The organism is Streptomyces sp. CA-249302 (assembly GCF_050936785.1).
In the GTDB taxonomy this organism is placed as follows: Bacteria; Actinomycetota; Actinomycetes; order Streptomycetales; family Streptomycetaceae; genus Streptomyces.
Window position 1 is genome coordinate 8,499,252 of record NZ_JBNJMG010000001.1, and the last position, 24,050, is coordinate 8,523,301.

General features: G+C 72.5%; 19 protein-coding genes and 1 pseudogene. 12 read left to right on the forward strand and 8 right to left on the reverse strand.

Annotated elements, in window-relative coordinates; translation table 11 throughout:
* The first annotated feature begins 40 nt into the window (after window positions 1–40).
* Window positions 41–1,168: a M24 family metallopeptidase gene (locus tag ACQEWB_RS38415; protein ID WP_432839492.1), complete on the forward strand. Its 1,128-nt coding sequence runs from the start codon at window positions 41–43 to the stop codon at window positions 1,166–1,168.
* A 47-nt stretch (window positions 1,169–1,215) separates the two neighbouring features.
* A complete protein-coding gene (locus tag ACQEWB_RS38420; RefSeq protein WP_432839494.1) occupies window positions 1,216–2,160 on the forward strand; it encodes an aminoglycoside phosphotransferase family protein in 945 nt (314 codons plus the stop codon).
* A gap of 118 nt (window positions 2,161–2,278) precedes the next feature.
* Here ACQEWB_RS38420 and treZ read toward each other — a convergent pair whose 3' ends face one another.
* Window positions 2,279–4,024, reverse strand: coding sequence for a malto-oligosyltrehalose trehalohydrolase (treZ, locus tag ACQEWB_RS38425; RefSeq protein WP_432839496.1), 1,746 nt, complete (start codon window positions 4,022–4,024; stop codon window positions 2,279–2,281).
* A gap of 172 nt (window positions 4,025–4,196) precedes the next feature.
* On the opposite strand from treZ, the gene ACQEWB_RS38430 reads away from it, so the two are divergent.
* The 3 genes from ACQEWB_RS38430 (at window position 4,197) to ACQEWB_RS38440 (ending at window position 6,675) form a co-directional block, all read left to right on the forward strand.
* On the forward strand, window positions 4,197–4,748 hold the full coding sequence (locus ACQEWB_RS38430; protein WP_432839498.1) for an FHA domain-containing protein: 552 nt from the start codon (window positions 4,197–4,199) through the stop codon (window positions 4,746–4,748).
* 149 nt (window positions 4,749–4,897) lie between these two features.
* The gene (locus ACQEWB_RS38435) at window positions 4,898–6,262 is read left to right on the forward strand and encodes a M14 family zinc carboxypeptidase (protein WP_432839500.1); all 1,365 of its coding nucleotides are present in this window, start codon (window positions 4,898–4,900) and stop codon (window positions 6,260–6,262) included.
* The gene (locus ACQEWB_RS38440) at window positions 6,259–6,675 is read left to right on the forward strand and encodes an SSI family serine proteinase inhibitor (RefSeq protein ID WP_432839502.1); all 417 of its coding nucleotides are present in this window, start codon (window positions 6,259–6,261) and stop codon (window positions 6,673–6,675) included. The genes ACQEWB_RS38435 and ACQEWB_RS38440 overlap by 4 nt, the downstream gene beginning before the upstream one ends.
* 18 nt (window positions 6,676–6,693) lie before the next feature.
* Here the strand turns inward: ACQEWB_RS38440 and ACQEWB_RS38445 are convergent, their stop codons facing one another.
* From ACQEWB_RS38445 to treY, 3 genes and pseudogenes are all read right to left on the reverse strand, one after another.
* Window positions 6,694–7,944 (reverse strand): M14 family zinc carboxypeptidase, encoded by a 1,251-nt coding sequence (locus ACQEWB_RS38445; protein WP_432839504.1) that lies wholly within the window; start codon window positions 7,942–7,944, stop codon window positions 6,694–6,696.
* Between the two features lie 290 nt (window positions 7,945–8,234).
* Window positions 8,235–8,408: pseudogene (locus ACQEWB_RS38450) on the reverse strand (FAD-dependent oxidoreductase); the annotation flags it as partial.
* A gap of 144 nt (window positions 8,409–8,552) precedes the next feature.
* Window positions 8,553–10,907, reverse strand: a complete 2,355-nt coding sequence (treY, locus tag ACQEWB_RS38455) for a malto-oligosyltrehalose synthase (protein WP_432839506.1) — start codon at window positions 10,905–10,907, stop codon at window positions 8,553–8,555.
* 81 nt (window positions 10,908–10,988) lie between these two features.
* Between treY and ACQEWB_RS38460 the strand changes: the two genes are divergently transcribed.
* Window positions 10,989–12,260 carry an MFS transporter gene (locus ACQEWB_RS38460; protein WP_432839508.1) on the forward strand — a complete coding sequence of 424 codons (1,272 nt, stop codon included), beginning with the start codon at window positions 10,989–10,991 and terminating at the stop codon, window positions 12,258–12,260.
* On the opposite strand, the gene glgX is transcribed toward ACQEWB_RS38460, so the two are convergent.
* A complete protein-coding gene (gene glgX, locus ACQEWB_RS38465) occupies window positions 12,257–14,377 on the reverse strand; it encodes a glycogen debranching protein GlgX (protein ID WP_432839510.1) in 2,121 nt (706 codons plus the stop codon). The two genes, ACQEWB_RS38460 and glgX, sit on opposite strands and share 4 nt — an antisense overlap.
* Window positions 14,378–14,557: 180 nt before the next feature.
* On the opposite strand from glgX, the gene ACQEWB_RS38470 reads away from it, so the two are divergent.
* The 4 genes from ACQEWB_RS38470 (at window position 14,558) to ACQEWB_RS38485 (ending at window position 18,941) form a co-directional block, all read left to right on the forward strand.
* Window positions 14,558–15,361, forward strand: coding sequence for a Tat pathway signal sequence domain protein (locus ACQEWB_RS38470; protein ID WP_432839512.1), 804 nt, complete (start codon window positions 14,558–14,560; stop codon window positions 15,359–15,361).
* 73 nt (window positions 15,362–15,434) lie between these two features.
* Complete coding sequence (locus tag ACQEWB_RS38475; RefSeq protein ID WP_432839514.1) at window positions 15,435–16,757, forward strand: copper amine oxidase; 1,323 nt, start codon at window positions 15,435–15,437, stop codon at window positions 16,755–16,757.
* Window positions 16,758–16,868: 111 nt separating this feature from the next.
* Entirely contained in the window at window positions 16,869–18,116 is a 1,248-nt protein-coding gene (locus ACQEWB_RS38480; RefSeq protein ID WP_432839516.1) for an SAV2148 family HEPN domain-containing protein, read from the forward strand.
* A 102-nt stretch (window positions 18,117–18,218) separates the two neighbouring features.
* The gene (locus tag ACQEWB_RS38485) at window positions 18,219–18,941 is read left to right on the forward strand and encodes a 3'-5' exonuclease (protein ID WP_432839518.1); all 723 of its coding nucleotides are present in this window, start codon (window positions 18,219–18,221) and stop codon (window positions 18,939–18,941) included.
* A 15-nt stretch (window positions 18,942–18,956) separates the two neighbouring features.
* On the opposite strand, the gene ACQEWB_RS38490 is transcribed toward ACQEWB_RS38485, so the two are convergent.
* A complete protein-coding gene (locus ACQEWB_RS38490; RefSeq protein ID WP_432839520.1) occupies window positions 18,957–19,949 on the reverse strand; it encodes a DMT family transporter in 993 nt (330 codons plus the stop codon).
* Between the two features lie 81 nt (window positions 19,950–20,030).
* Between ACQEWB_RS38490 and ACQEWB_RS38495 the strand changes: the two genes are divergently transcribed.
* Window positions 20,031–20,939, forward strand: coding sequence for a LysR family transcriptional regulator (locus tag ACQEWB_RS38495; protein ID WP_432839522.1), 909 nt, complete (start codon window positions 20,031–20,033; stop codon window positions 20,937–20,939).
* A gap of 85 nt (window positions 20,940–21,024) precedes the next feature.
* Here ACQEWB_RS38495 and ACQEWB_RS38500 read toward each other — a convergent pair whose 3' ends face one another.
* Window positions 21,025–21,939, reverse strand: coding sequence for a LysR family transcriptional regulator (locus ACQEWB_RS38500; RefSeq protein ID WP_432839524.1), 915 nt, complete (start codon window positions 21,937–21,939; stop codon window positions 21,025–21,027).
* A 70-nt stretch (window positions 21,940–22,009) separates the two neighbouring features.
* Between ACQEWB_RS38500 and ACQEWB_RS38505 the strand changes: the two genes are divergently transcribed.
* A complete protein-coding gene (locus tag ACQEWB_RS38505; RefSeq protein ID WP_432839526.1) occupies window positions 22,010–23,011 on the forward strand; it encodes an NAD-dependent epimerase/dehydratase family protein in 1,002 nt (333 codons plus the stop codon).
* A 48-nt stretch (window positions 23,012–23,059) separates the two neighbouring features.
* Here ACQEWB_RS38505 and ACQEWB_RS38510 read toward each other — a convergent pair whose 3' ends face one another.
* The gene (locus ACQEWB_RS38510) at window positions 23,060–23,923 is read right to left on the reverse strand and encodes a phosphotransferase enzyme family protein (RefSeq protein WP_432839528.1); all 864 of its coding nucleotides are present in this window, start codon (window positions 23,921–23,923) and stop codon (window positions 23,060–23,062) included.
* Window positions 23,924–24,050 lie beyond the last annotated feature (127 nt).

The window sequence follows — 24,050 nt, forward strand, 5'->3', positions numbered from 1 at the left end:
TAGTCCCTTGTGGTCCCTTCACCCGCCCAGGGAGGCCCGGATGACCGGCAGCACGCTCGCGCCCTTCACCGCCGACGACTACCGGGCCCGGATGGACCGTGCGGCGCACGCGGCCGCCGACGCCGGGCTCGCGGGGCTCCTCGTGGCGCCGGGGCCGGACCTGGTGTGGCTCACCGGCTACGCGCCCACCGCCGCCACCGAACGGCTCACCCTGCTGGTCCTCGCCGTCGGCCGCGCCCCCGTCCTCGTCGTCCCCACCCTGGAGGCCCCGGACGCCGCGATGGCGGCCGGGGCGTCCGCCCTGAGCCTGCGCGACTGGACCGACGGCAAGGACCCCTACGCCGCCACCGCCGCCCTGCTCGACGTCAGCGGCCGGTTCGGCATCAGCGACAACGCCTGGGCGATGCACCTCCTGGGCCTGCAGCAGGCGCTGCCCGGCACCTCGTACGCCTCCCTCACCGATGCCCTGCCGATGCTCCGCGCCGTCAAGGACGAAGCCGAACTCGAGCTGATGGCGGCCGCGGGAGCGGCCGCCGACGCAACGTTCGAGGAGATCCGGAAGGTTCCCTTCGGCGGCCGCCGGGAGTCCGAGGTCGGTGCCGATCTCGCCGACCTGCTGCGGCAGTTCGGGCACTCGCAGGTCGACTTCACGATCGTCGCCTCCGGGCCGAACGGCGCCAACCCGCACCACGAGGTCGGCGACCGCGTCATCGAGCGCGGCGACATGGTCGTCCTCGACTTCGGCGGCCTCAAGGACGGCTACGGCTCCGACACCTCCCGCACCGTCCACGTCGGCGAACCCACCGACGAGGAACGCCGGGTGCACGACCTGGTCCGGGAGGCCCAGGAAGCGGGCTTCAAGGCGGTGCGGCCCGGCGTCGCCTGCCAGGAGGTCGACCGGGCCGCCCGCGCGGTCATCGAGGACGCCGGATACGGCGAGTACTTCATCCACCGCACCGGGCACGGCATCGGCGTCACCACGCACGAACCGCCGTACATGATCGAGGGCGAACGGCAGCCCCTCGTGCCCGGCATGTGCTTCTCCGTGGAGCCCGGCGTCTATCTGCCCGGGCGGTTCGGGGTGCGCATCGAGGACATCGTCACGGTCACCGAGCACGGCGGGCGCCGGCTCAACAACACCGACCGCGAGATGGTCATAGTGGACTGAAGCAGCCACCAGGAGCCCCAACACCCCCGAGTGACGACGGCGCGACCATGACCCAGGCACCGACACCCACCGCGGACACCGTCCGCCGGCTGGTCAGTTCCCTGCTCAAGGACGGCGCGAGCGGCGCCGCCGGACCCGAGGTGCGGCCCGTCGCCGAGGGCGGCGAGCACTCCACCTGGTGGGTCGGCGGCCGCCATGTGCTGCGGCTCGCGCCCGACCGCGAGGCCGCCCTGCGCCAGCGCCGCGAACTGCGCCTGCGCGACCTGGTGCGCCCGCACCTCCCGGTCGCCGTGCCGACCAGCGTGGCGCACGGCGAGTGGGCGCCCGGGCTGACGTACACGCTCGACACCAAGGTGCCGGGCGGCTCGGCTGAGGAGCACGACGTGTCCGCGGTCGGCGAGGCCGACCTCGCCGGGCTGCTCACCGGACTGCGCGAGGTGCCCGCCCGCCAGGCCGAGACGCTGGGTCTGCCGCGCACCGCCCCGCGCTCCCTGGAGGCGCTGCGCCGGGCCGCCGAACACGCCGCCGGGCGGCTCGCCGCGGCCGACGAGTTCGACGCCGCCCGCCTCCACCAGCTCACTCCGGCCGCCGCCGTCCAGCTGGCGGCACAGCCCGGCACCGCCGTCCTGGTCCACCACGGCCTCAAGGGCGAGCACCTCGTCGTCAGCGCCGACGGCCGGGTGCGCGGCATCCTCGACTGGACCGACGCGGCCGTCGGCGACCCCGCCGAGGACATCGCGGGCCTCGCGATCGCCGTCGGCTCCCCGGCGGCCGTCCGCGCCGCCACCCTCGCCGGCTACGGCGCCCGCCCCTGTCTGCGCGGCCTGTGGCTCGCCCGCTGCGACACGGTGATCCGCCTGGCGGAACGCCTGGAGGACAGAACCCCGGACCCGCCCCCGCTCCTGCGAGTGCAGCTCCGCCGCGCCTGGGAGGCGATCCTGCTGGAGCGGGTGACGGAACTGCGGGACGAGGAGGCCGACGAGGAGCTGTAGGGGCGGCGGGGCCGTCGACGGTGGCCGCGAGACTCATGCGGGGTGCGGGGTGCGGGGCGTTCGGCAACCGCCTCAGGGGTCGCCCCCCGGTGTGGCCGCGGCCGGCCCGGCGTCGTCCTCAGCTCTGGAGCAGTACCACCGCCGACTCCCCGGGCACGTTCAGTACCCCGTCCGCCCCCGGCGCCTCCACCGGCTCCCATGCGGCGAGTACGCGCGCGTGGCGCGGTCCCAGCGGGATCGTTGCCGGTGACTTGGCGAGGTTCACGGCGACCCGGACGTCCCCGCGCCGGAAGGCCAGCCACCGTTCCTGTTCGTCGTAGGCCACCTTGGTGTCGGCGAGGTCGGGGTCGGTGAGGTCGGCCTGTTCCTGGCGCAGGGCGATGAGGCGGCGGTACCAGGCGAGTACGCGCGCGTGGGGCTCGCTCTCCGGCTCGGACCAGTCGAGGCAGGAACGGTCCCGGGTCGCCGGGTCCTGCGGGTCGGGCACGTCCTCCTCGGCCCACCCGTGCGCCGCGAACTCCCGCCGTCTGCCCCGCCGTACCGCCTCCCCGAGCTCCACATCGGTGTGGTCGGTGAAGAACTGCCAGGGCGTGCCCGCCGCCCACTCCTCGCCCATGAACAGCATCGGCGTGAAGGGCGCCGTGAGGGTCAGTGCGGCCGCGCAGGCGAGCAGGCCGGGGGAGAGGGTCGCCGAAAGCCGGTCCCCCTGGGCGCGGTTGCCGACCTGGTCGTGGGTCTGGGCGTACCCGAGGAGACGGTGCGCCGCCACGCGCGTGCGGTCGAGCGGGCGCCCGTGGTGGCGGCCCCGGAAGCTCGAGTACGTGCCGTCGTGGAAGTAGCCGCCGGTGAGCGTCCTGGCGAGCGCGCCGAACGGGGCACGCGCGAAGTCGGCGTAGTACCCCTGGGACTCGCCGGTCAGCGCGGTGTGCAGGGCGTGGTGGAAGTCGTCGTTCCACTGCGCGTGCAGCCCGAGCCCGCCCTCCTCCCGGGGTGTGATGAGCCGCGGGTCGTTCAGGTCGGACTCGGCGATCAGGAACAGCGGCCGGCCCACCTCGGCCGCCAGCCCGTCAACGGCCGTCGACAGCTCCTCCAGGAAGTGGCACGCGCGCGTGTCCGCGAGCGCGTGCACCGCGTCGAGCCGCAGCCCGTCGACCCGGTAGTCCCGCAGCCACGCGAGCGCGCTCTCCCGCAGATAGGCCCGCACCTCGTCCGACCCCGGCGCGTCCAGGTTCACGGCGGAGCCCCACGGCGTGTGGTGCGTGTCCGTGAAGTACGGCCCGAACGCCGGGAGGTAGTTCCCCGACGGCCCGAGATGGTTGTGCACGACGTCCAGGACCACGCCCAGGCCGAGTTCGTGCGCCCGGTCGACGAACCGTTTCAGCCCCTCGGGTCCGCCGTACGGCTCGTGCACGGCCCACAGCGACACACCCTCGTACCCCCAGCCGTGCCGCCCGGGGAACGGGCACAGGGGCATCAACTCGACGTGTGTGACGCCCAGTTCGACGAGATGCCCGAGCCGCTCGGCGGCCGCGTCCAGGGTGCCCTCGGGCGTGTACGTGCCCACGTGCAGCTCGTACAGCACCGCGCCCGGCAGCGCCCGGCCGGCCCACTCGGCGTGCCACGCGTACTCCCCGTGGTCGACGACCGCGCTCAGCCCGTCCGGGCCGTCCGGCTGGCGGCGCGAGCGCGGATCGGGCAGCACGGGACCGTCGTCCACCGCGAACCCGTACCGCGAGCCGTCCCGCGCCCCGGCCTCCGCCCGCCACCAACCCTCCCGCTCCGGATCGCGTTCCAACGCGCGGGTGGTGCCGTCGCACTGCAACGTCACCCGGCCGGCCTGCGGTGCCCACACCTCGAACTGCACGGACGGTCCCCTTCGTCTGCTCACCGTGATGTAGCCCGTCCATCGTGCTTGAAACGAGATCAATCCGCCTTTGAATCACCCCGTTTGCAGCGGGTGTCGTCACGTACGCGCGCGTGGCGGGCGTTTTCTCGTTTTCTGGACACCCGGGGTTCACTGACCGACAATCACCAACGTGACGTCGTCCTTCGAGTTCAACACGTACCCCGCGCGGCTGTCCGACGTGGAGCGCGACAAGGCGCTGAAGGTGCTCCGTGACGGCGTCGCGATGGGAAGGCTCTCGCACGACACGTTCATCCGCCGGATGGAACTGGCCCTCGCCGCCCGCCGCTCCGACGAACTCGCCGCGCTCACCGCCGACCTGCCCCAGGAGAGCCGCTTCGCGCGCGTGGTCTTCGGCACGGTGGAGGCGGTCTCCGGCTTCACGGTACGGCTGCGGCGGGCCTGGCAGGCCGAGCGTCTGCCCAAGCTGCTGCTGCCGCACCCGGGCAACGGCCATCCGCTGCGCATCGGACGCGATCCGGCCAACGGACTGCGCCTCACCCACGAGACCGTGTCCCGGGTGCACGCCGAACTCAGCCGCCAGGGCGGCATGTGGGTGCTGCGGGACCTGGGCTCGACCAACGGCACGACGGTGAACGGACGCCGGGTCATCGGTGCCGCGGTGGTGCGCGAGGGCGACCAGATCGGCTTCGGGCGGATGTCCTTCCGGCTCGCTGTCGACTGAGTCACACCTTAGCTTTGGCCTGAGCATGACAGGGCGTTGACCTGGTGCGATGGCTCAAATCCCTTTCCCTTCCGCGGTGTTGACGTACCACCCAAGTCGTGACTGACTGTGCGTACGCCATGTACGTCAGGTGAACCGACGGCACCGCATTGTGGAGGTGTGCCCTGCCGCCCCTCCTGCGCTACCCGACCGTCGACGAACTCGGCGCGCGGGCGGCAGCACTCGTCGCGCGGCGCCCCAGGGACGCCCGGCTGCGCCGCGTGGGCACCTCCCGCGGCGGAACTCCCCTGTGGCTGCTTTCCGTCGGTCACGGCAGCCGCCAGGCCCTCGTCGTCGCCGGTCCACACGCCAACGAGCCCGTCGGCGGCGCCACCGTGCTCCGGCTGGCCGAACGCGCCCTGGCCGACCCGCGGTTCACCGAGGGTGCCGACGCCACCTGGAACCTGCTGCTCTCCCTCGACCCCGACGGGCTGCGCCGCAACGAGGGCTGGCTGCACGGCCCGTACACCCTCGGCCGGTACTTCAGGAACTTCTTCCGCCCCGGCTTCCTGGAGCAGCCCGAGTGGCTGCCCGACGGCGCGGACCGCGTCGTACTCCCGGAGACCCGCACCCTGCTGGAGCTCCAGGACGAGCTGCGGCCCTTCCTGCAGTGCTCGCTGCACGGCGTCGACGTCGGCGGCGGCTTCGTCGAACTCACCCACGACCTGCCCGGCCTCGCCCAGCGCGTCGCCCACACCGCGGCCCGGCTCGGCATTCCGCGCGAACTCGGCCCGTACGACACCCTGTACTGGCCCAACCTCGGCCCCGCCGTCTACCGCATCCCGCCGCCCCGCCTCGGTGACCTGGCCGCGGCCATAACGGAGGCCGCGGTCGAGTCGACCTGGTACCACCCGCACCGGTACGGCACGGTGACCGCGGTGGTGGAGGCGCCGATGTGGGGTGTGGCCGCCGTGGCGGACGGCTCCCCGCCCGCCGACGCGGCCGGCGTGCTGCGCACCGTCAGCCACACGCTGCGCCGTGACGCGCGGCTCCTGGAGGTGCTGCTGGCGCGGATCCGGCCGCATGTCGCTGGCGTTCCGGACGCGGAACGCCTGCTCGCCCCGGTGGACGACTATTTACTGGTCTGCCCAGGGCTCGCCGACGCGTGGGACCCCGACGTCGCCGATGGCGCGCGCCCGCTGCCGCCGATGAGCACCGCCCACCTGGCCGCCCTGCGGATCGCCGGGCGGCGGCTCGCCCTGCGCACGGCCGGGCTGCTGCACCAGCTCGTCACGGCCTCCGGGCAGGACCCGGCCGGCGTGCTGCCGGACCTGGACCGGCTCGTCGAGCTGTGGTGCGGCGACTACCGCGACGGCTGCGGGGCGCGCTGGATCCCGGTCGCCCGCCAGGTGGAGTACCAGTCGCGGGTGGTGCTCGCCGCGTTCGAACTCGCCACGCGGTACGCGCCCGCGTGCTCCCGTTCGGGTGAGTCGGGGTGGGGTTCCGAGGCCGCCGTGCCGATGCATCGGGAATGACGATCAGCATCACGGCGAAAGCGGTACGGGGCGGCCTGGTCGCCACCGCCCTCCTCCTGGCCGGCGCGGCACCGGCGCAGGCGACGACCCGGGACCACCTCCCCGGCAACTGGCTCTACCTCACCGTCACCAAGGGCGACGCCCGCTCCAGCGACACCCGCGGCACCCTGCTGCTGTGCGACCCGCCTCAGGGACACTCACACGCCGCCGAGGCGTGTGCCCAGCTGGCGGCAGTGGACGGCGACATCGACGCGCTCCCGCCGAGGGACGGCTTCTGCCCGATGATCTACGCCCCGGTGACCGCCACCGCACGCGGTGAGTGGAGCGGCCGGAAGGTCGACTACACCCGGACGTACTCCAACTCCTGTGTCATGGCGGCGCGTACGGGGTCGGTGTTCGCGCTCGACGGCTGACGTGGGCAGGGCGGCTGCTCAGGCCGCCCGGTCGCGCGCGTGCAGGGCCGCCAGGACCACCGTGCGGGACTGGTGCTCGACCTGGTGCTCCAAGGGCACCCAGCGGGCCCGGAAGCGCTCCGCGAAGGCGTTGCTCCAGGCCGCCACCAGCCGCTCCAGCCGCGGTGCCGCGCGGTCGTCGGTCTCCTGGAGCACCCGCAGCAGCATCGCCGCCGCCCGCAGCGGCAGCCGCCGCCCGAACGCGTCCACGCTGCCGACGTACGCCATCGTGTTGTCGGCCGGCGGCGTGTGCATCCAGTCCGCGGCCAGGCCCGGAACCAGGTCCAGGGCCCACTTCGCGGCCCGCAGCAGCGGTCCGTCGACGCCCTCCAGGCTCGACTGCGCGTCGCGGAGCACCCGTTCGACCTCGAGGCCGTCCCGCAGCAGCCGGCGGGCGAGCCGCCGTATCGCCGCGGCGGGCGCGGGATGCGGGGCGGGGTCGTCCACCAGGTCGCTCGCCCACATCGGCACCTCCACCACCGCGGTCAGGCCGCCGTAGAGGTGGGTGCGGTACCAGGTGCTCTGCCGGGCGTCGTCCGGCATGCTCGGGTAGGCGGCGCCCGCGCCGGGCGAGGGCATCACATGGACCCCGGGCCCGGACGCCGACCAGCCCGCGGCGTCCGAGGCGCCCGTCTCCACCGGGATGTGCAACTGGGCCGCGGACTTGGCGAACGGCTCGGCGAGCCCCGGTATGTCCTTGGTCAACTGCACCCAGCTGCCGCCCAGATCGGTCCCGTGCAGGGTCACCTGGAGGTAGGGGCGCAGCTCGTCGATGACGCTGGTCAGCGCCAGCGTCTCGGGCGGCAGCCGGTCGGGCGGCAGCACCGAGGGCGACCACTCCGGCTGCTCCTCGGCGGCCGGGCGGAAGAAGCCGAGGTGGTAGTCGAGCAGGGAGCGCGGCGCCGGGGTGACGTGCAGGCTCGCCCCGTCCGGGTCCGCGCACAGGAAGAAGTGCCAGGAGGTGTCGGTGCGCAACTCCCTTTCGCGCACCACCCGTTCGGCGAGCGCCAGGAGCGTGGAGCCGCCCGTGGGCTCGTTGGCATGGGCGCCGGCCACCACCAGGACGGCGCGCCCGGCATGGCCCACGGACAGCAGATGCAGGGGCCTGCCGGCCCGGGACACGCCGACTTGCCGCAGCGTGCAGAGGGAAGGCCGGTGGGCGGCCAACGCCCTTGCCGATACGACGAGTTGGCTCACGGTGGGGTAGCGCAGCTGCAGCAGGAGACTCACCCCCGTCACGTCCGCCCGGCGGCTTCGCAATCCGCAGTACCCCACGCTCTCCGGGAACTGTCAAGGTCACCAAGGGGGAGGCTCCAGGGGGCGCCCAGATGCATTTACCGCCAGCCGGAACGGCCATTGCGGCCAGCGGGGGCGCAGGGTTCGCGGCGGCCGGGGGCGCGGGCCCCGGCTCACTGCTGGTGCGGTCCGCGCCCGGCCGGCGTCAGGACCGTCTGAGGAACGTCTCAGGACCGGCGGACCGGTGGACCGGTGGAACGACGCGTGTTCGACGCCGATCGCACCGCCGCTTCGACGCCGATCGCACCGCCGCCGAGCACCGGCACGGACGCCGGGAGCGCGTCCGCGAAGAGTGCGTCGTCGCTCGTCACGACACGCCGTCCGTCCGGCACGAGCCCCGGGAGCGTGCGCGGCCGCGAGCCGGTGGCGAGGACGACGGCACGGCGCGCGACGAGGGCGCGTGCGCCCGTTGGGCGGCGGACTCGGGCCCGCGGACGCGCCGGCTTCGAACCCCGTACCGCCGTGTGGACCGACTGCCGGAGGCGTGGCTGAAGCCGGGCACGCCGGCGTCAGTCGCTCGTGCCCAGGACCCCGGCGGGGCCTCACTCCGCGTCGACCCGCTCCAGCAGCGCCACCGGCAGCCGCTCGAAAAGTTCCTCCACGCGCGCGTGCCCGGTGAACTCCCGCTCCGGAGCGAGTACGTCCGACCAGCGCCCCGGCGGCAGCGGAAGCCGCGTGTCCCGCCAGCCGCCCGCCTCGGCCAGCCGCAGCGACAGCCGCGTCACCGCCGTCACGACCTCGCCGGAGCGCGCGAACGCCGCACAGTGCGCCGCCGCCGGGCCCTCGGGGACCAAGGGGGCGTACGTCGCCGCGTCCCCGAAGGCGCCCGGCCGCCGCGCGCGCAGCCGCAGCGCCGCCGCCGTGAGGGCGCCCTTGTCGCCGGGGTCCTCGGGCGGGAACGGCACCGGGCGCCGGTTGTCCGGGTCGACGAGCGCCAGGTACTCGGCCTCCGTGCCCTGGTAGACGTCCGGCACCCCCGGCATCGTCAGATGGACCAGGGCCGTACCGAGCACATTGGCCCGGATGTACGGCTCCAACGCCCTCCGCAGGGCGACGACGTGCTCGCCCTGCGCCCCGCACGGCCCCGTCGCCACGAACGCGGCGACCGCCTCCTCGTAGGCGGGCTCCTGCTCGGTCCAGCTGGTGAACAGGCCCGCCTCTCGCACGTGCTTCAGCAGGGCCGGCTGGACGCGCCCCGGGTCCGCGGTGCCGAGCCCGAACACCGTCTGCCAGGCCGCCCACGCGAGTTGCGGGTCCGGCACACCCTCGCCGTCGCGGGTCACGTCGGCCAGGACGTCCGCCCAGCGCCCCGGGCACTCGGTGAGCACGGCCAGCGCCGCCCGTACGTCGGCACTGCGCTTGGTGTCGTGCGTCGACACGGCGGTCCCGGTCGCCGGCCAGTCACGCTGCACGCGCGCGCAGTAGGCGTGGAAGTCCTCCGGGGAGAGCGCGGGGCTCCCCGGGTTGCCGCCCACCTCGGTCGCCGACAGCAGCGGGACGTAGCGGTAGAACGCAGTGTCCTCCACGGACTTGGCGCGCAGCGCGGACGCCGTCTGTGCGAACCGCGTCCGGAACTCCCGCTGCTCGGGCCCGTCACCGGCCCGCCCGAGTACCAGCGCGCGCACCACGTCGACCGCGCCGGCCTCCTCCGGGACGACGAACGCGAGCCGGGCCTCGGCCGCCGCCTCCTCGGTCACCACGGCGGAGGCGTCACCGGACGCGTAGGGCCGGTACACCTCGAGGCGGACGAGCAGCTCCTGCAGCGCCGTGCGCAGCGCCCAGGGGGCGCGGTCGCGCAGCGCGGGGTCCGGCGCGGCCGTGCACAGCCGGCTGGTCACCCGGGTCAGCCGGTCCACCTCGGCGGCCAGTTCGTGCGTGAGCACCTTGTACGCCGCCCGCCGTACCGTCGCCGACCAGTCGCCGCCCCGGTCCGTCTGCGGGGCCGCGAACCGCCGGTACCGGCCGAGGAGTTCCCCGAACCCGGCCGGGTCGGTGAAGAGCCCGTCCACGTGCCGCAGGGCGTCGTAGCCGGTGGTGCCCGCGACCGGCCAGGACGCCGGCAGGGGCTCCCCGTCGGACAGGATCTTCTCCACGACCGTCCAGCGGCCGCCGGTCGCCTCGTGCAGCCGCCGCAGATAGCCGTCGGGGTCGGCGACGCCGTCGGGATGGTCGACGCGCAGCCCGTCGACCACGCCCTCGTGCAGCAGCTCCAGGATCTTCGCGTGCGTGGCCTCGAACACCTCAGGATCCTCGACCCGAACCCCGATGAGCTCCGAAATGCTGAAGAAACGCCGGTAGTTGAGTTCGGTCCGGGCCAGCCGCCACCACACCGGGCGGTACCACTGGGCGTCCAGGAGCTGCGGCAACGGCAGCTCCTCGGTGCCCTCGCGCAGCGGGAAGGCATGGTCGTGGTAGCGCAGCACCTCGCCGTCCACCCGCAGGTCCCCGAGCACCGAGCCGACCGGACCTCCCAGCACCGGCAGCAGCACCTGGCCGCCCTGCGCCTCCCAGTCGATGTCGAACCAGCGCGCGTACGGCGACTTCGGGCCTTCCCGCAGCACCTCCCACAGGGCGTGGTTGTGGCGCGGGGACATCGCCATGTGGTTCGGCACGATGTCGACCACGAGGCCGAGCCCGTGCTCCCGCGCGGTGCGCGCCAGCGCGCGCAGCCCCTCCTCGCCGCCCAGTTCCCCGCGCACGCGCGCGTGGTCCACGACGTCGTAGCCGTGCGTCGAGCCGGGCACGGCCTCCAGGACGGGGGACAGGTGCAGATGCGAGACGCCGAGCGAGGCCAGGTACGGGACGGCGGCCGCGGCGGCGGCGAACGGGAAGTCGGGCTGCAACTGCAGCCGGTAGGTGGCCGTGGGCACCACGGGCTCGGATCGCTCAGGTGTCATGCAAACCTACGTACCCGCCCTGCCGCGCTTCGTGTCATCGTCCCCTGCACGGGTGCACGCGCGCGTGGCTAGCTTCGAGCGATGGGGAGCACGGGGCGTACGTACGGACAGGTCGTCGGGCTGACGGGGCCGCTGCTGCCGGTCGTGTCCTTCCTGGGGCGGCTGCCGACGGCCACGATCCAGTTCGGGAGCGTGCTGCTGGTCGCGCGTACCAGTGGTTCGCTGGGTGCCGCGGGGCTGACCGGCGGGGCCCTTGCGGTCGGGCAGGTGGCCTGCGGCCCGCTGGTGGGCCGGCTCGCCGACCGGCACGGTCAGCGGACGGTCGTCCTCGCCTTCTCCCTCGCCAACGCCGTCGCGGTCGCCGGGCTGGTGGCAGGGGCGCTCGCCGGACTGCCGACACCGCTGCTGACACTGCTGGGCGCGGCGGCGGGGGCGACCGTACCGCTGATCGGCCCCCTCGGCCGCGCCCGCATCGTCGCCCTGGCCCACCGCGCCGACGCCCCGGACACCACGATCGGCGCGGCGCTGTCCTTCGAGAGCACGCTGGACGAGATCTCGTTCGTCCTGGGGCCGGCACTGGTGGGCGTGGCGGCGGTGGTGGCACATCCGGCGTACGCCATGGCGGGCGCGGCGGTGCTGGTGGCGGTCTGTGGCACGGGCTTCGCCCTGCATCCGACAGCGAGGGTGCTGAGGGCCACGCCGGCCGGCCACAAGGTTCTCCCCGTGCGTGGCCGCAGCCGTATGCCTCACTCCGTCCATGCCCTGCTTGCCGCCCTCGCCCTCCAAGGCGCCATGTTCGGCGCCTGCCAGGCCGGCATCACCGCGCTCACCGAGAACCTCGGGCAGTCGGACCAGGCCGGGCTCGTGTACGCGGCCATGGGGGTGATGAGCGCAGTCGCGGGGTTCTCCATGGCCGCCGTGCCCGGCCGTATCGCCCTCACCACCCGCTGGCGGACGGCCACCGCGGCCGCGTTCGTGCTGTCCCTGCCCCTGCTGTGGACGGACAGCCTGGCCGGCCTGTATCTGGTCGTCACCGTCCTCGGGGTCGCCTACGCCCCGCACCTCATCACGGTGTTCGGGCTCACCGAGCGCGCCGTGCCGCCCAGCCGGCTCGCGGAGGCGATGGCGTTCGCGACCAGTGCGATCGTCGGCGGCCAGGCGCTCGCGGTCGCCGTCACCGGCCGCCTCGCCGAGTCCTACGGCCCCGTGGCGGCCTTCGCGGCGGCGAGCACGTCGGCCGCACTCGCCTGCGCGATCGCATGCGCGGCGCGCCCGGCGTCGTACACCGGACGCACCACCGAAACCACCCGCCACGCGCGCGTGCCCGGGAAGCGGCCGGGCACACGCGCCTAGACCGGTCGCTGCAACACCGTCATGCTCCGGTCCAGGAGGGTCAGCCGGTCGCCGGCCGCCACCTTCGGGCCGGTGTCCGGTGGGACCCCGTCCGTGCGGGCCGTGTCGACGACCACCTGCCACTGGCGGCCGTGGTTGACCGGGACGACGAACTCCAGCGTCTTCGGGGAGGCGTTGAACATCAGCAGGAACGAGTCGTCGGTGATCCGCTCCCCGCGGGAGCCGGGCTCGGAGATCGCGTTGCCGTTGAGGAAGACGGTGAGTGCGGAGGCGGGTGCGGAGTCCCAGTCCCGCTGGATCATTTCGCGGCCCTCGGGGGTGAACCAGGCGATGTCCGAGAGCTCGTCGTGGGTGCCCTCCACCGGGCGCCCGTGGAAGAAGCGGCGGCGGCGGAAGACGGGGTGGTCCTTGCGCAGCCACACCATCGCGCGCGTGAAGGCCGGCAGCCCACCCCCGTCCTCCTCCTCGGAGGCCGGCCACGGCACCCAGGCGAGCTCGTTGTCCTGGCAGTACGCGTTGTTGTTGCCGCGCTGGCTGCGCGCGAACTCGTCGCCGTGGCTGATCATCGGCACGCCCTGGGAGAGCATCAGCGTGGCGACGAAGTTCCGCATCTGGCGCGCCCGCAGCTCCAGCACCTCGGGGTCGTCGGTCTCGCCCTCCGCCCCGCAGTTCCAGGACCGGTTGTGGCTCTCGCCGTCCCGGTTGTCCTCGCCGTTGGCCTGGTTGTGCTTGTCGTTGTACGCGACCAGGTCGTGCAGGGTGAAACCGTCGTGGCAGGTGACGAAGTTGATCGAGGCCAGCGGGCGGCGGCCGTCGTCCTGGTAGAGGTCCGAGGAGCCGGTCAGCCGGGACGCGAACTCCGCCAGCGCGCGCTGCTCGCCGCGCCACATGTCCCGCACCGTGTCGCGGTACTTGCCGTTCCACTCGGTCCACAGCGGCGGGAAGTTGCCCACCTGGTAGCCGCCCTCGCCGACGTCCCAGGGCTCGGCGATCAGCTTCACCTGGGAGACCACCGGGTCCTGCTGTACCAGGTCGAAGAACGACGACAGCCGGTCCACCTCGTGGAACTGGCGGGCCAGGGTGGCCGCGAGGTCGAAGCGGAAGCCGTCGACGTGCATCTCGGTGACCCAGTAGCGCAGCGAGTCCATGATCAGCTGGAGGACGTGCGGGGACCTCATCAGCAGGGAGTTGCCGGTGCCGGTGGTGTCCATGTAATAACGCGGGTCGTCGGTGAGGCGGTAGTACTGCGAGTTGTCGATGCCCTTGAAGGACAGCGTCGGGCCCAGGTGGTTGCCCTCGGCCGTGTGGTTGTAGACCACGTCGAGGATGACCTCGATGCCGGCCTCGTGCAGCGCCTTGATCGCCGACTTGAACTCCAGGACCTGCTGGCCGCGGTCGCCCCAGGAGGCGTACGCGTTGTGCGGGGCGAAGAAGCCGATCGTGTTGTAGCCCCAGTAGTTGTTGAGGCCCATGTCGACCAGGCGGTGGTCGTTGACGAACTGGTGGACCGGCATCAGCTCCAGCGTCGTCACGCCCAGTTCGACCAGGTGCTCGATGATCGTCGGATGGGCGAGCGCCGCATAGGTGCCGCGCAGTTCCTCGGGCAGCCCGGGGTGGGTCATCGTGAGGCCCTTGACGTGGGCCTCGTAGATCACCGTCTCGTGGTAGCCGCGCCGCGGCCGCCGGTCGTCGCCCCAGTCGAAGTACGGGTTGACCACGACCGACGTCATGGTGTGCGGCGCCGAGTCCAGGTCGTTGCGCTTGTCGGGCGCGTCGAAGTGGTAGCCGTACACCTCCTCGCCCCAGCGGATCGAACCGCTGATCGCGCGCGCGTACGGGTCGAGCAGCAGCTTCGCCGAGTTGCAGCGCCGGCCGCTCCCCGGGTCGTACGGGCCGTGCATCCGGAAGCCGTAGCGCTGTCCGGGCATGATGCCGGGCACGTACGCGTGCCGCACGAAAGCGTCGCTCTCGCGCAGTTCCACCGCCGTCTCCGAGCCGTCGTCGTGCAGCAGACACAGCTCTACTCGGTCCGCGGCCTCCGAGAAGACCGCGAAATTGGTGCCGGCGCCGTCGTACGTGGCACCGAGCGGATACGCCTCGCCAGGCCAGACCTGCATGGACACGACTCTTTCAGCTGGAGCACGCCCCGGGGGCGCCTACGCCCCGAGTCTCCCCGAAAGTGATGGAACCACCTATGACTTACGTCCCTCTTACCGATCGACCAGTGCATACGCGGTATGCCGAACCAGTGGGGCAAACACGTACTCCCGTGACCAGAGGGGGAGTAGGGGGAAGATGTGCGCGAGATAGTGCACCGCCATCTGGGCAAGATGGTGGCGGGTGCGGCCATCGCGGTGGCCGGGACGGCCGTGATGATCGGAATCACTCTGCCGGGGACGGCGGGGGCCGACGAGTCGGGAGGGGCCGGGAGCGGGCAGACGGCCCAGCAGGCGGCCCAGGCGAACGGCACGCCCGCACCGGGCGTCGTCGAACAGGCCCCGGCCGAGGGCGAGAAGGGCAAGGGCCTCGACCCGCTGACCGACGACGAGACCAGGCGCGTCGAGAAGATCGCGCTGAGCCGGCAGTTGCTCAACTCCGCTGAGAACGTCAAGGGCGCCCGCGGCCCGCAGCGGCTGACCGTCGAGCTGACCGAGCCCGACACCGACGCGCCGGACACCGCGAACGCGCCCCGGCGCGCGGACGTGACGTTCTACGACTACCGGGACGACAGCGTCGTCACCAAGACCGTCAACCTGGACTCGGGCAAGGTCGAGGAGACCAGCACCCAGCACGACGTCCAGCCGCCGCTGAGTATCGCCGAGCAGACCGAGGCAGCCCGGCTGCTGATCGCCGACCCGCTGGGCGCGGGCCTGAAGGCCGACTACAAGGACGCCACCGGCAAGGAGCTCACCTCCCCGGACCAACTGACGCTCACCAGCATGGTGTTCCACGCCACGCCGGGCGTCCGGCCGGCCGCGCTGGCCAAGTGCGGTGAGCACCGCTGCACCCGGCTGTTCCCGAAGGTCAAGAACGGCGCGTGGATCGACACCCGGGACTTCGTGATCGACCTGAGCGCCCGCAAGGTCGTCAGGCTCGGCTGAGCCGGCGTCCGTCCACTTCTCGAACTCGTATCTCCGGTAAGACCCGTATCTCCTGTAAGGGAGTCACTTCGTCATGCGCGTCAACAGAAACAGCCGTGCCCGCAGCGGGGCGCTGCGCCGGCGGGCCCTGATGGTCCCGCTGGCGGTCGGGCTCGCCCTCGGCGGCACGGCGGCGGCACCGGCCTTCGCGGAGCACAAGGAGGCGGCGGCCGCGGCCGCTCCCGCGTGCAGCGCGGCCTACCAGATCGAACAGAAGCTCTCCTCCGGCACCACCTGGCGGATGTGCTGGCGCTTCGAGAGCAGGTCCGGCGTCATGCTGGACGACATCTCCTACCAGCCGCCCGGCGAGTCCCAGCCGATCAAGGTCCTCAACAGCGCCAAGCTGGCGCAGATCGACGTGCCGTACGACGACGGCAGCGTCGAGTACAACGACGTCACGGACTACAACTTCGGCGACGGCCTGCTCAACCTCACGCCCGCCGAGTGCCCCGGCGGCACCATCAAGACGGTCAAGGTCCCCGAGCCGTTCTACTCGACTTCGACGGACGTCAAGGGCCTGTGCGCCACGACGCGTTCCCGCGGCCACGCCTACCACCTGCTGTCCGACGCGAACAAGACCTACCAGGCGCAGGGCAAGGACCTGCTGCTCTACACGGTCAACAAGGTCGGCTGGTACGAGTACATCACCGAGTGGCGCTTCCAGGACGACGGCACCATGAGCATGAACGCCGGCGCCACCGGAAGCCTCTCGCCCGACGACTACGACGCGGGCGACGGCCGCGGGTGGCCGCTCGGCAAGGGCGCCAAGGCGTATGCCACCAGCCACAGCCACAACATCTTCTGGCGGCTCGACTTCGGCCTCGACGGCTCCTCCAAGACCAAGGTCGAGCAGTACGACTCGAAGGTCAGCGCCCCGGTCAACGGTCAGCAGGCGCCGACCAACAAGACGACCCTCACCAAGGTCACCAAGGAACTCGCGGGCGACGCCAAGGACATGCGCTGGTGGCGCGTGGTCAGCACGGCCGGCAAGAACAAGGACGACCACCCGCGTTCGTACGAGATCGTCCAGGGCCCGACCGCCAAGTACCCGGGGCGCCCCTTCACCAAGCACGACGTGTACTTCACCGAGTACAACAAGTGCGAGCAGTACGCCAGCGGCAACCCGCTCAACTGCGGTGCCGGGCACGGCAAGTCCGTGGACACCTGGGTGAACGGCCAGACCCTGACGCACCCCATTGTCTGGGTGAACGTCGGCTTCCACCACATAGCCCGCGACGAGGACCAGCAGCCGATGCCGGTCCACTGGCAGGGCTTCTCCATCGCCCCGCGTGACGTCACGGCTATGAATCCGCTCACTCCGGCGGACCTGGCCGGTCAGAACGGCCACTGGCACTAAGCCAGTTGAGAATCGACCTGTCCATCCGGCTGCACCGCCGACCGCTCCCGGAGTACCCTTCCTTGATCGTTGGCACGGGGAGAGCTCGGGGGAGCGGAAGGCGGTGCTTGGGTGGGGTCGGGAGGGGTGGAGTTGCCCCCTGGTGACGAGGGTCACGAGGGGAACTCCGCAGACGTCCCGCCCGGCACGGTGTCCCTGGCCAGGCCCATGACGACGAGTTCCATCGGGCCGGAGCTGGACTGGGATGCCGACGCCTGGCGCGAAGTGCGTACGCGCGCCCAACGGGCGGGACGGGCCTACATCTGGCTGAACCTCGTAGAGCAGCGGCTGCGCGCGGTCGTGGCCGCCGTTCTGCGTCCCATCTACGAGCCCGTCCACGGCGACGAGTGGGTGATCGCGGCGGCCGGGCCGGCCGGCCAGGAATGGGTGCAGCGGGCGGTCGCGGTACGTGAAGTGAGCCGCCGCAAGGGCTACTTGCTCGACCCGGCCGACGACAACGTCCTCAGCTTCCTCACCCTGCCCCAGCTGCGCGAGCTGATGGTGCAGCACTGGCCGTGCTTCGAGCCGTACGTCGACGACCGCCGCGACGTCGAACTCGCCCTGGACGAGCTGGAGGTGACCCGCAACGTCGTCTCCCGTAACCGGGCACTCTCCGAGGCCGTCCTCAACCAGGCCGAGCGGGCCTCCGCGAAGCTCCTGGACGAGCTCGGCGCGGGCGGCGACGTGCCGTCGGCGCGCCGGCTGCCCGTGGACGCGGTGGAGGACCTGGTCGGCGACCGGTACGCCGACGTGGTCGCCGTCCACCCCGACCGGGTGCGGCTGCTGCGCCAGTTCCCCGCCGAGGACATCTTCGGCGGCGCCCGCCGCGTCGACGCCATCGGCATCGGCCTCAACCTGCTCGTGCAGAACTTCTCCGGCCGCCGCCTGATCCGCCTGGCCGAGGCCGGCTGCCGGGTCCGGCTGCTGTTCCTCAACCCGGCCTCCAGCGCGGTCAAGCGGCGCGAGCGTGAACTGGGCATGAAGCGCGGTGAGTTGAGCCGCGCGGTCGAGATGAACATCCTGCACATGCGCCGGGTGCGGTCCCGGCTGCGCGACCCGGCGGCCTTCCAGATCCAGGTCTACGACGAGACACCGCGCTTCACGGCCTACCTCGTGGACGGCGACGGCTCGGACGGCGTCGCCGTCGTGCAGTCCTACCTGCGCAGGTCCCGCGGCATGGAGGCACCGGTGCTGGTGCTGCGCAACGGCGGCCGGGTGGTCAAGCCGGACGACATGGACAAGGGGGTCGAGAGCGGCCTCTTCCCGACATACCGCGAGGAGTTCGAGACGGCCTGGGTGGATTCGCGGCCCGTGTCCTGAACCGTCCGGGACGGTAAGCGGAATGCGGTCCTCTGATTGTCAGTGGCCCATGGGAAGGTGGAGACCACTGGGGGAAAGCACCACCAAGAAGGGGGGCCGTCCATGGCCTGGCACCGGGAGCTGCTGATCGGCTTCGACCTGGAGACGACCGGGACCGATCCGCGCGAGGCGCGCATCGTCACGGGTGCCGTGATCGAGTTCAGGGACGGCCGGCCGATAGGGCGCCGGGAGTGGCTGGCCGATCCGGGCGTGGAGATCCCGGCGGACGCGGTGGCGGTGCACGGGATCAGCAACGAGCGCGCGGCGGCGGAGGGCCGACCGGCCGACGAGGTGGCGAACGCCATCGCGGACGTGCTCGTGACGTACTGGCGCACGGGCGTGCCGGTCGTCGCCTACAACGCGGCCTTCGACCTGAGCCTGCTCGCCGCCGAACTACGGCGGTACGGCCTGCCGTCCCTCCGCGACCGACTGGGCGGCATCGACCCCGCCCCGGTCGTCGACCCGTACACCATCGACCGCTGGGTCGACCGCTACCGCCGTGGCAAGCGCAACCTCGAAGCGGTCTGCACGGAGTACGGCGTCCCGCTCGAGTCCGCGCACGACGCGACCGCCGACGCCCTCGCCGCGGCCGGCCTGGCCTGCGCGATAGCCGAGCGCCACCCCAAGATCGCGGCCCTCGGCCCGGCGGAACTGCACCGCCGCCAGATCGAGTGGTACGCGGAGTGGGCGGCGGACTTCCAGAGCTTCCTGCGCCGCAAGGGGGACGCGACGGCGGTGGTGGACGGCACCTGGCCCTTGCGGGAGCCGGCGGACGAGACGGTCTGACGGCCCGAGCGGCGGTCACTCCTGGGCGGGGCTCGCGACCCGTTCCGGGGCGAGGTGGACCGGCGCACGGGGACCGGGGCGACGGGCTGCGCCGAGGACCCTGCCGCCCGCCTCCGACTCGCGATGCTCCTGCCGCTTCTGCCGGTGCGCGCGTTCCACCGCCTGGCCCCAGTAGGTACCGGCCACCAGCAGGGCCGCGCCGAGCGCGGTGAGCGGAGTGAGGCGCTCGCCGCCGAGGGCGATGCCCACCGCGGCGGCCCAGACCGGTTCCGTGCCCAGCAACAGGCTGGCCCGGCTGGCGGAGGTGCGCTGCACGGCCCACGTCTGTGCCAGGAAGGCGAACACGCTGCAGAACAGGGCGAGATAGAGCAGCTGGGTCCAGGTCGCCGTACCGGCATGGGCGAGCGTCGGCAGGCCACCCACGGCACTCGGCAGGAACAGGGCCGTGCCGACGAGGGTCTGCACGGCCGTCAGATGCAGGGGGCGGATGGCGCGCCCGGCGGTGAGCCGTCCGACGAGCGCGACATGGCCCGCCCGCACCACCGCGGCGCCGAGCATCAGGAGGTCACCGAGGCGCGGGGCGTGGAATCCGTTGCCGGACATCAGCAGGCCGACGGCGAGGACGCACACGGCGGCCGCGGCGAAGAAGAGGGGAGGCAGCCCGCCGTTCGGGCGGTCGAGGAGCGGGGTGAGCACGATGGTGAGGCTGATGATCAGCCCCGCGTTGGCGGCACTGGTGTGGGCGACGCCGTACGTCTCCACGACCAGGACCGCGGCCTGCGTCACCCCCAGCGGAAGCCCGGCCCGCAGCTCGTCCCGGGTCCACCGGCGCGGCCCGCGACGGCCGGCGACCAGTCCGAGACAGGCGAGCGCGGACAGGGCGTAGCGGGCGAACAGCACCAGCAGGACGGGCAGCGCGGAGGTCGCCGTCTGGGCGGACAGATAGCTCGAACCCCAGACGACGGCGACCAGGAGGAGTACCGCATCGGTACGTCGGACGTCGGACACCCGCCCACCGTGCACCGGGAACGTCCATGAAGCCCAGTACCTGTTTCTTCAACGATCTTTTAGTGCTCCTACACTGAGGAGGTGGACGAACGGCAACTGCGCATCCTGCGTGAACTCGGCGAACTGGGCAGCGTCACCGCGGTCGCCGAGGCGCTGCTGGTCACCCCCTCGGCGATCTCCCAGCAACTACGGCTGCTCCAGCGGTCGATGCCGGTGCCGCTCACCGAGCGCCAGGGGCGACGGCTGGTGCTCACCGACGCCGGGCAGGCGCTGGCGGGCGCGGCGATCGAGGTGGAGACGGCGCTGACGCGGGCCCGGCATTCGGTCGAGGACTTCCTGGGCCGGCCGGACGGCGAGGTGTCGGTGGCGGCGTTCCACAGCGCGGGCGCGACGCTCTTCCCGCTCCTGCTCCGCGCGCTCGCCGGCCCAGGCGCCCCGGTAGCGAGGCTGGCCGACGAGGACGTGGCCCAGGAGGACTTCCCCCGCCTCACCCGCGAGTACGACCTGGTCCTGGCCCACCGCCTGGAGCACGCCCCGCCATGGCCGGAGACGGTGGCCACGACCACGCTCCTGCGTGAACCCCTCGACGTGGCGATGCCCGCCGACCACCCCCTGGCCGCCAAGCGCCGAGTGACCCCACGCGACGTCGCCGACGAGCCCTGGATCACCGTGCACGACGGCTTCCCGGTCATGGCGACCATCGAGGCGATCGCAGCGGCGTCCGGACGACGCCTCCGTCTCGCCCACCGCATCAACGAGTTCGCGGTGGTGGCGGAGGTCGTCGCAGCCGGGGGCGGCCTCGCCCTGATGCCGCGCTGGACGATGCGCCCACATCCGGATCTGGCCCTGAGACCACTGAGCGGAGTACGGGCCAGACGCCACATCGACGCCCTGTACCGCCCGGAACGTACGGCCCGAAAGGCGGTCCGCACGGTCCTGACGGAACTGCGGCACGCCGCACGGACGATTCAGGACCGCGACACCGGGTAGCCCGAAGCGGACGCCGACGACACCGACGTACCTCTCAAAGGGCGGTATGCGGCGGGGCGTTCGGGTGATTGAACCAACCCTTCGGCTACGTCGGTTCGGCGACTTCGGTCGGCACCGGCATGCCAAGTGCGGCCCGCACGAAGGCGGCCACCGCTTGCGAGCGGCAGATCTGGGGCCAGGCCACGACGACGGTGCTGGGGCTGATGTCGGAGACCGGCACGTAGGACAGGCCGCGATGGGCCGCGGAGTCGGCGTAGGAGGCGGGCAGGAAGGCCACGGCCTGGCCGAGGACGACCGCGTCGAGCATCTGGTCCATGTTCTCCACCCGCGGGCCGCGCGGTGCGTGCACCTGCTGGGCGGTCCATGTGTCGGTGGCCGCGTTGTAGGCGGTCTGCTCCGCCGACGCGCCGGGCCAGTACGGTACCGGCTCGCCGTCCAGGTCGACCCGGCGCAGCCGTTCGCGCCGGGCCAGGCGGTGGCCGGCCGGCAGCACGGCCATCCGTGGTTCGGTGAGCAGGATCTCGCTGTCCAGCAGGGGCTCGAAGAGGGGGCCGCGCAGCAGGGCGACGTCGGCCCGCCCGTCCAGCAGCATCGCGGTCGGCTCGCCCCAGCCGCCGATGGAGATCTCGGCGGGCGGCCAGGTGCCCTGGCCGTCGTAGCGGGCGACGATGTCGCGCAGCAGTGCCGGGGCGCTGCCCGTCTTGACCACGACGGCCAGCCGCGGACGCTCCGTGCCGGCCCGGGCGGCCCGACGGCCGGCGGCGGCGACGGCCGCGATAGCCGGGCGTGCCTGTTCCATCAGCACCCGTCCGGCGTCGGTGAGGGCCGGCGGGCGGGCGCCACGGTCGAGCAGGCGCACACCGAGTTTGGTTTCGATGGCCTGGATGGTGCGGGACAGCGGCGGTTGGGCGATGCCGAGCCGCTCGGCAGCGCGAGTGAAGTTCAGCTCCTCTGCGACCGCCACGAAATAGCGCAGTTCCCGCAGGTCCAAGTCCTCCATACCTTCAGGGTATGCCTACAGACCGGGTGGGTCTTTCCCTTCCGGGGAGGGCCCGGGATCCACTGGGCCCATGAGCGACGACAAGATCAGCCTGGTGACCGGCGCGACCGGTCACGTGGGCTTCAATCTGGTGCAGTACCTGCTCGCGCAGGGCGAGACCGTACGCGCCGGGGTCCGGGACACCGGCGCCCGGTCGGACCGTGTGCGCGCGTTGGACGTCGAGCTGGTGCGGGCCGAGCTGATGGACCGCGCCTCGCTGGTGGCCGCCATGCGGGGCGTCGAGGTCGTCTACTCGGTCGCAGCCGCCTTCCGTACCTGGGCCAAGGACCCGGAGAACGAGATCGAGCGCGTCAACATCGACGGCACCCGCAATCTCGTCGAGGCGGCCCTCGAAACCGGTGTGCGCAAAATCGTCCATGTCAGCTCGATGACCACGGTCGACGCCAGTGTGCAGCCGCTCAGCGCCGAGACATGGAACCCGCTGAACATCAATCCCTACGAGCACTCCAAGACCCAGGCCGAGAAACTGGCCCGCCGGCTGGTCGCGGACACGGGCGTCGAGTTCGTGTCGATACTGCCGTCGGCGATCTTCGGTCCCGGATTTTTCACCCCTACCGGGAGTGCGGAGCTCTTCACCACCATCCTGTCCGGGCGGTTCACCGTCGACCCCGGCCTCCACCTGCTGGCGATCGACGCCCGCGATGTGGCCAAAGCCTGTCACCTGGCCGCCGTCCGAGGTCGTGACCAGGGCCGCTACCTGATCAGCAACACCACCCCCGTCTCCACCACGGCGATGGTGCGGACCGCCCAGGAGATGTACCCGGAGCTGGGCCTCAAGAGCCCACGGACCCTCTCCCCGGCCGTGCTCAAACCGATCGCCCGAGCCTCTTCCTGGGCCTCCAGGCTGACCCGCCGCCCGCCCATGATGAGGCCGGAGATCGTCCGGCTCTATGCGGGAGCGTCGCACCTGCGCGCCGATACCTCGGCCACCACCCGTGATCTGGGCCTCCAGCCGATCAGCAATGAGCAGACCGTCCGCGACAGCTTCCGCTGGGCCAGGGAGCACTTCTGACGCCGCACGCGTCAGGCGTGTCCGCCTTGGCGAAGGTCATACCGCCCGTCAGAAGGGATACCACCGCACCGACTCGTCCCCCTCCCGCAAGGACGCCACCCGGCGCTCGAACTCCGCCAGTGCCTTGGGGTTGGTCGGGGCGTGCTGGGCCACCCACGCGCAGCTGGCCGTCTCGCGGGCGCCGCGGAGCACACCGCAGCCGTCCCACTCGCGCACGTCCCAGCCGTAGGCCTCGGTGAAGGAGTCGTAGGCCTCGGCGGGCAGGCCGTAGCGGTCGCGGGAGAGGGCCATGACCACCAGGTCGTGCTCGCGCAGGTCGGCGGAGAAGGTCTCCAGATCGACCAGGACCGGCCCGTCCGGGCCGACATGCACATTGCGGGGCAGTGCGTCGCCGTGGATCGGGCCCGGTGGCAGGTGGGGCGTCAGTGCGGCGGCGGCCGTCGCGAAGCCGTCGCGGCGCTCGCGCAGGTAGGCCGCGTCCGCCGCCTCGATCGCGTCGCCGGCCAGCCGCAGCCACCGCTCCACGCCCCCCAGAAGTTCCCGCGGCGGCAGGCCGAAGGAAGGCGTCGGCAGGGCGTGGACCACCCGCAGGAGTTCGGCCAAATCCCGTGGTTCCGCGGGCCGTACGGGATCCGGCATCCGGTGCCACACCGTCACCGGGTGTCCCTCGACCAGCAGCGGTTCGGGCTGCGCCGCCCGTACCGCCGGCACGCCCGCCTCGGCGAGCCACAGGGCGATGTCCAGTTCGCGGCGGGCCCGGTCCAGGAGTTCGGCGTCGCGGCCCACCTTGACGACCAGGCCGCCCGCGGCGAACACCGCGTTCTCGCCCAGGGCGAGGAGCCGCGCGTCCGCCGCCGGAGCGGGCAGAACCCCCGCCGCGGCCAGTACGTGCCGCGCCCGTGCCTCGTCCATCGCCGTCCTCCCATGTCCACGCATGTCCGTCGTCGGCCGGCGTCGAGATTCCGCCACCCGGCGCCAAGTCTCGCATTCGCACAGGTCGGACCCAGTGCGCGGTGCCTTGACGGGGCGGATCACCTTC

Coding starts and splice junctions, on each gene's coding strand:
- ACQEWB_RS38440 (WP_432839502.1), top strand. CDS start 6,259: ATGACGATCAGCATCACGGCGAAAGCGGTACGGGGCGGCCTGGTCGCC.
- ACQEWB_RS38475 (WP_432839514.1), top strand. CDS start 15,435: ATGCGCGTCAACAGAAACAGCCGTGCCCGCAGCGGGGCGCTGCGCCGG.
- ACQEWB_RS38500 (WP_432839524.1), bottom strand. CDS start 21,939: ATGGAGGACTTGGACCTGCGGGAACTGCGCTATTTCGTGGCGGTCGCA.
- ACQEWB_RS38510 (WP_432839528.1), bottom strand. CDS start 23,923: ATGGACGAGGCACGGGCGCGGCACGTACTGGCCGCGGCGGGGGTTCTG.
- ACQEWB_RS38415 (WP_432839492.1), top strand. CDS start 41: ATGACCGGCAGCACGCTCGCGCCCTTCACCGCCGACGACTACCGGGCC.
- glgX (WP_432839510.1), bottom strand. CDS start 14,377: ATGCAGGTCTGGCCTGGCGAGGCGTATCCGCTCGGTGCCACGTACGAC.
- ACQEWB_RS38460 (WP_432839508.1), top strand. CDS start 10,989: ATGGGGAGCACGGGGCGTACGTACGGACAGGTCGTCGGGCTGACGGGG.
- ACQEWB_RS38505 (WP_432839526.1), top strand. CDS start 22,010: ATGAGCGACGACAAGATCAGCCTGGTGACCGGCGCGACCGGTCACGTG.
- ACQEWB_RS38485 (WP_432839518.1), top strand. CDS start 18,219: ATGGCCTGGCACCGGGAGCTGCTGATCGGCTTCGACCTGGAGACGACC.
- ACQEWB_RS38420 (WP_432839494.1), top strand. CDS start 1,216: ATGACCCAGGCACCGACACCCACCGCGGACACCGTCCGCCGGCTGGTC.
- treY (WP_432839506.1), bottom strand. CDS start 10,907: ATGACACCTGAGCGATCCGAGCCCGTGGTGCCCACGGCCACCTACCGG.